Raw genomic sequence first — 6,741 nt, forward strand, 5'->3', positions numbered from 1 at the left:
TGTAATCGGTTAATTAAGAATGGGGACTAATACAGGCAATAGACCTAAAATCTAGCGGCAAGCTAAGTTCACCCCATTCTTTTTTTGTAAAGTAAAAATACTTAATAAATAAGAAAATCTTTACTTTGCAAATCTAAAGGACGGCAAGGCAGGTAATTTTTGATAAAAAATTGTATTGAGAACGGCTGTTTTTAAATAAAAAACTATTCTCGATACTAATTTTAAGCCTAAAAAGGCTAAAATTCACTCGAATTGACGAAATTTCATCAAAATGCAAAACGGGTTATTTAAAAGTATATATTTGCAAAAAATTACCACCATGACATTTCACGATTTAAACTTAAACCGATTTTTATTAGATGCCTTAAATGAAATGGGATTTACAACACCAACTCCTATTCAAGAAAAAGCATTTTCGGTAATTATGAGTAGTAGAGATATGGTTGGTATTGCTCAAACAGGAACTGGTAAAACATTTGCTTATTTATTACCTATTTTAAGACAACTTAATTTTTCAACCCAAAAGTATCCTCGTGTTTTAATTGTTGTGCCAACAAGAGAATTAGTAGTTCAAGTAATTCAAGAAATTGAAAATCTTACCCCTTATATTAATGTTAGATTTGTTGGCGTTTACGGTGGAACAAACTTAAACAAACAAAAACAAATTGTTTTTAAAGGACAAGATATTATAGTTGCAACTCCTGGTAGATTGTTAGACTTAGCTTTAGATGGAATTTTAAAGCTGAAACAAGTTCAAAAGTTAGTAATTGATGAAGTAGATGAAATGATGAATCTTGGATTTAGACCACAATTAATTACGTTGTTAGATTTATTGCCAAAAAAACGTCAAAGTATTTTATTTTCGGCAACCCTTACTAAAGAAGTGGCTGGAATTTTAAATCAGTTTTTTAAATCGCCAATTAAAATTGAAATTGCAAGTAGCGGAAGTCCGTTAGATACTATTACGCAACTTGCATATCCGGTTCCAAATTTTTATACGAAAGTCAATTTTTTAGTTGAATTACTAAAAAATAAAGACACTTTTAAAAAAGTATTAGTGTTTGTAAAAAACAAAAAACAAGCTAATATTTTATTTGAAGAATTAGAAACTTTATTACCTGGAGAGACCAATGTAATTCATTCAAATAAAACTCAAAATTATCGATTACGTTCTGTTAAAAACTTTGAAAAAGGATTTTTTAACGTGTTAATTGCAACCGACATTATTGCACGCGGTTTAGATTTAACCAATGTAAGCCACGTAATAAATTTTAATATTCCTGAAGAACCTGAAAATTATATGCACAGAATTGGCAGAACAGGACGTGCAGAACAACAAGGAACTGCCATTTCATTTTTTACTGAAGAAGAAGCTGATTATTTAGGTGAAATTGAGTTGTTAATGAATACTGAAATTGAAGTTTTAGATTTACCTGAAAACATTGATGTTTCCTCTCAAAAGATTTTTGAAGAAATGCCCAAAACAGTCCCCGAAAGAACAAGTAATAAAAAAATAATTACTGAACCAAGCGGTCCTGCTTTTCACGAGAAAAAAGAAAAAAATAGGCGAGTTAATTTAGGTGGATCGTACCGACGAGAAATTGCTAAAAAATATAAAAAGCCAAAAACTAGAGGACAAAAAAGGAAGTAATTTTTGATTTCATTTTTAAGTCTTTTTAGGATTCCTTTTAATAGCGTCTATTTCTTTTTGGTAATTTTTATTTATTGCCAACTGTTTTAAAATTTCTGAACTATCGTATATAAAATTAAATTCATTCGTAGTTATTGGCATGCTGTTTTCTATATCTTGAAAATCATCATAAACAACACTCGGATATTTTACTCTTATTTTTGTGAAGGGAATGTTATACTTAATTGCATTGTTTAACTTTTTTAAAAAAGCATCCTCTAAATAAATTTGCTCATATTCAGGTTTATTTAAATACGATTTGCTTTTAAAGTATTTAGAAATATTTACAATTTGACCTTTTAATTTTTTGATAATTTTGTTTTTTATCGCTGTTCCCGTTTTAAAATTAGCATCATTATAAATAAATTCTGAAACCTCTTCACAATGAGAGACTAACATATAATTACCTCCAAATTTATAAATCCAATCTCTATTTTTAATTCGCCAATTAGTTAAATATTTTAGCCAATCATTTTCTATTTTATAAATGAATGTATTTTGATAAGCACTCCAATCTAAACTATCAACAGCTAATAAATTTATGGTATCTCTAAAAATTATTGCAAGCTCATTTCCATCTTCTTCCAATAATTGAAATTCTTTTGCCTTTTGTGCTTCTAAAATTTTATTTTTAAAATACGTTTCTTCCTTAAATAAAGGGTTTTCCAATGCCGCTATACCATACTTTTTAATAAATGCTGAATATTGAAAATAGCTATCGAACAAAACATGTTTTTTTTGTGAATTTGGATATACTATGTTTCCTAAAATTATGGTTTTAGAATCTTCGTTAAAGGTGTTTTTTAACGGATTATAATTAAATTCTTCTATATATCCATATTCAACAGTAGCTTGTAAACGGTTTGACAAATCACTTGCCAAATTTTTTAAACTTGAAGTGTCTAATTTATGATTGGCTATTATGGTAGTGGTTTTACTCATAACCAATTACTCAATCTCAATTTTATCAATTGCTTTCATTAATCGGTTTGTTTCTGAAAGTGCCACTATAATTTTTTGATAATGTAAAATATCTTCAAATGAAAGTATGCGACCTTTACGGTCTTTTAACCATTTTTGAGCAGGTTGGTAACCACCAATATAAAACTCCCAAGCTGTTAAAGGTACATTATCAAAATATTGCGTGTCGTTTATATAAACTTTACCTTTGATTTCTTCTCGATACAATTTTATTCCGTTGCTCTCCATAAAATCACTCGAAGTGACGGTGTCAGTTTTAGTTGAGACTTTTGCCGAAGTATCAAGAACTGTGTTTGGCTCAAAACCAATATCAGTTTTGGTTAATTTTCTAGTTATTTTGTTATCGCCACTAATAGGGTAACTTGTAATATACTTTTCAACTTTTGGAGATTCCAATAAATGCAGTTGACGAATTTCACCTCCTAATTTTACCAATTGCCAAAAAGTATCTGTGTTTTTTGGATAAGGTACTCTCGGGAAATCTATTTTTAAAAATTCTTTATATTTTTTACGATACGTTGGTGAATGTAAAACCGCATAGATATAATCTAAAATGTCTATGGGTGCAAAAGTACTATCGTTTCCGTCTTTGCGAATGGAACGCAGTGAAGTGTGGCAATCTGTTTCTTTTGATAAGATTGCTTCGTCGTTACCACTCCTCGCAATGACGTTTGTTCGAGTTGAGGCTTTTGCCGAAGTATCGAGAACTTTTTCTGAAACAAAAGTTAATTGTAACTTTTTAGCTATTTCGTTTATTATTTCTTTGTTTAAATTTGGGATTCTTTTTGTATTCTCTATTGATAGTTGTTGGTTGTTGGTTTCTGGGTATAAGTATAGTGGGAAAAAATTACCACTACCATATCTACCTGCCGTACCTGTTAAATTAGATTCAATTATGTTTTTTGAGATAAAAATATATCTCCAATCTGATACACATTGTCTAGGAACAATTAGACAAATATTTTCTTTATTTACAATATGCTTAGAAACGTTAACTCGCAATCTGTCAACAATATTTTTATCAAAATAAATATATTGCGTATCAAAAGGGCGATAATCTATTTTTATTACTTTTTTAACTTCAAAATTATCATTTCTTTGTTTTTTTAATTTCCATTCTGAATTTTCTTTAAGAGTATATTTTTCTTTAAGAGTTTCGTCTTCAATTGTCAAATCATAAAAATCGGTAATCCTTTTTTCTAAATGAATTTTTGAAGAATCAATACTTAAAGAATCTCTATGTGTTTGTATGCCTAAAGAATTAACCTTAAATAAATCAGTTACACAAAAACCACTATTATAACTCTTTTCAGCTTTAAAATCTTTTTGCACCATAAAATAATTAGGTGCTTTGTTAGGTAATTCTTCGTATTTAATTGTTTTTAATGAATTTTTATTTAGGAAATTGTATTTAAAATCTCGTTTTCCAAAAAGGTCGTAATGAAATACTTTACCTAATTCATTTTTCTTTTTCTTTCCTGTTTTTACAAAGATGGTAATTGCAACGCCTTGCATAATGTCAAATACATTTTGATCTATAGAACCATCAGGACAAACCTCTTTCTTTTTAGCATTGCCATGTAAATCTAAAGTGTAAATTTTGTCGTAGGTTTTTAGTAAATTCCAACGCATTCCTCTAAAAGTTGGGTTGTCTAAAAATCCGTGTGGATTTATAAATGCTAAAACTCCACTTCCATTTTTTTCAATAAAATGTTGACCATAGCGTAAGAATTTCACGTAATCATCATTAATGAATTTTGAGTTTTGTTCTTTTAGCTTTTCTTTGCCTCCTGGTTCTTTTTTATAATCGTCCATAAGGCTCATAATCCAATCTCCTTTATTGGCACTTTCGCCACTGTACGGTGGATTACCGATAATACACATTACGGGTGTATCACGTTTTATATCATTTGCCTCATTGGCTTCACTACTTAACCAATTGGCAAATAACGTACCTGTGTCTGGGTGAAATTCTTCTAAACTATTGGTAAGGTAAATTTTGGTTCGTTGTAGAGATTGCTTCGTACCTCGCAATGACGCATCATAACCAGTATCTTTAAGTAACAAATCTATTTGAAGGTGTGCCATTGCGTAACTTGCCATTAACAATTCAAAACCGTTTAAGCGTGGTAATAAATTGTTTTCTACATAGCTACTCCAAATCCCTTCTTGTCCTTTAAATTTTTTGTTTACGTGTTTTATTACTTCCGCTAAAAAAGTTCCTGTTCCTGTGGCTGGGTCTAAAATTTGTACTTTGTGTACTTCTTGTTTAACTATTTTTTCGCCAATTATTTTAGACTTACTTTTTGACCTTTCATCAAATTTTGGTACTTTTTTATCAATAATAATTTTAGAAGTATCTGCCAAACCTTGCGGTAAATCAAATTCCGTTTTTAGAATATCATCAACCGCACGAACAATAAAATTTACTACAGGAGCAGGCGTGTACCAAACTCCGCGAGCTTTCCGTAATTTTGGGTCGTACTCACTCAAAAAAGTTTCGTAAAAATGGATAATTGGGTTTTCCATTTTTGTAGATTTTCCGTAATTTTTTAGAATTTTTTCAACATTACAAGCTAAAAATATTTCAGTTAAATTATCAACAATCCATTTAATACGGTCATCAATATCAGGGCCGGCAATGTAGCCAAACAGTTTTCTTAAAAACGGATTAGATTTTGGAATAAGTTCTGCTGCTTCTTGTCGGCTAAAAGTATCTAAAGTTGGGTCGTGTAAACGTGCGGCAAACATGCCGTAAGCAATGGTTTGTGCATATACATCGGCAAATCCTTTGGGAGTTATATCGTGAATTAAGATATTTTTAAATGCAAGCATTTGCTCTTTAAGTGTGCTATCTTCATTATGCGTTTCATCGCTAGTTAATGCTTTTTCAATAACATCCGAAAGCAGGCGAGCTTTACCCGCCATCATTTTTGCAAGTTTTTTTGAGCTTTTTATGGTTTGTCCAACATGTGTACAAAAATCTTTGATTAAATCATGAAACGTTGTAAAATTTTCAGGAATTGGTTTAATTCCATTTTCGGTAATTTCTCCAATGGCAATTTTAGTAATAAATATTCCATCATGATATAAATGAAAGTTTATATAATCCGTAAAAATCAGATTATTCAATGATGCTTTGTAACGGTCAAATTGTTCTTTGTTACCCGATTTTTTTTTGCCTTCTAAATCATTATCACCAATATCTTTTGCTTCAATAAATCCAACAGGAATGTCTTTTTTAGTTAAAATATAATCAGGAGCTCCGCAAGATTGTCGTTTGGGTTCGTTAGTAGCTTGTATATCTTTTACTAAACTTTCTAATAGTTGTTGTAAATCTCCTCTAAAAGTGTGTTCAGTTGCGTTTCCTAATTGGTAACGTTGGTTGATATTCTCAATGTATTTTTCTATTGTCATTTTATCTTTCTCAATTTTTGTTCAAAGCGTATGCTAAAATAACTTTTTTGTTTTAAGCATCGGCAAAAGAAAGGAAAAAAACAAATGTGTTATTTGTGCGGCTGACATTTGGAAGCGATTTTTAATTCCGCCAGTAAGATAGAATCATATTTCTACCCTTGGGTAAAAACTTAGGACAGGCTCTGCTCAATGTGACATTTTATTTAACTAAAAAAAATCATAATCTAAGTTAGATTATGATTTTTTTTCAGCATTGTCATTCCTGCGAAGGTAGGAATATAAACTTGGTTCGCTATGGATTCCTGCCTTCGCAGAAATGACAGAAATATTTAAAATTTCTAATGTCATTTCAGCCGCTTGATATTTTTTTATATTGGGTCTCAATGTGGCATAGCACTTAAAATATACTGCTTTTAATTTGGTGAGATTCTGAACCTAAGTTTGATATAAGGATTTACTTTAAACAACTGAAAATCAAAATGTAATTGCAAAAATTATAAATGTAGTGCCATAATTTGAAGCAATCTTTCATGAAAATGAGATTGCTTCCTCATTTCGCTTTGCTTCATTCATCCTTTAGATTAGCAAAGTTAAAATATTACATTTAATTTACATAATTGTTAATTACAAAGAATCTTTATTTCTTTGATAAA

The 6,741-nt window shown here is 30.0% G+C and carries 3 protein-coding genes; 1 reads left to right on the top strand and 2 read right to left on the bottom strand.

The annotated features are described in order from the left end of the window. The first annotated feature begins 319 nt into the window (after positions 1-319). Complete coding sequence (locus tag L3J60_RS13165; RefSeq protein WP_291976027.1) at positions 320-1,651, top strand: DEAD/DEAH box helicase; 1,332 nt, start codon at positions 320-322, stop codon at positions 1,649-1,651. 15 nt (positions 1,652-1,666) lie between these two features. Here L3J60_RS13165 and L3J60_RS13170 read toward each other — a convergent pair whose 3' ends face one another. Continuing rightward, positions 1,667-2,632: a hypothetical protein gene (locus tag L3J60_RS13170; RefSeq protein ID WP_291976029.1), complete on the bottom strand. Its 966-nt coding sequence runs from the start codon at positions 2,630-2,632 to the stop codon at positions 1,667-1,669. A 6-nt stretch (positions 2,633-2,638) separates the two neighbouring features. Then, positions 2,639-6,088, bottom strand: a complete 3,450-nt coding sequence (locus L3J60_RS13175; protein ID WP_291976030.1) for a type ISP restriction/modification enzyme — start codon at positions 6,086-6,088, stop codon at positions 2,639-2,641. Between the last annotated feature and the right edge of the window lie 653 nt (positions 6,089-6,741).

Origin of the sequence: Lutibacter sp., from assembly GCF_021647475.1 — a bacterium.
Lineage (GTDB): Bacteria > Bacteroidota > Bacteroidia > Flavobacteriales > Flavobacteriaceae > Lutibacter.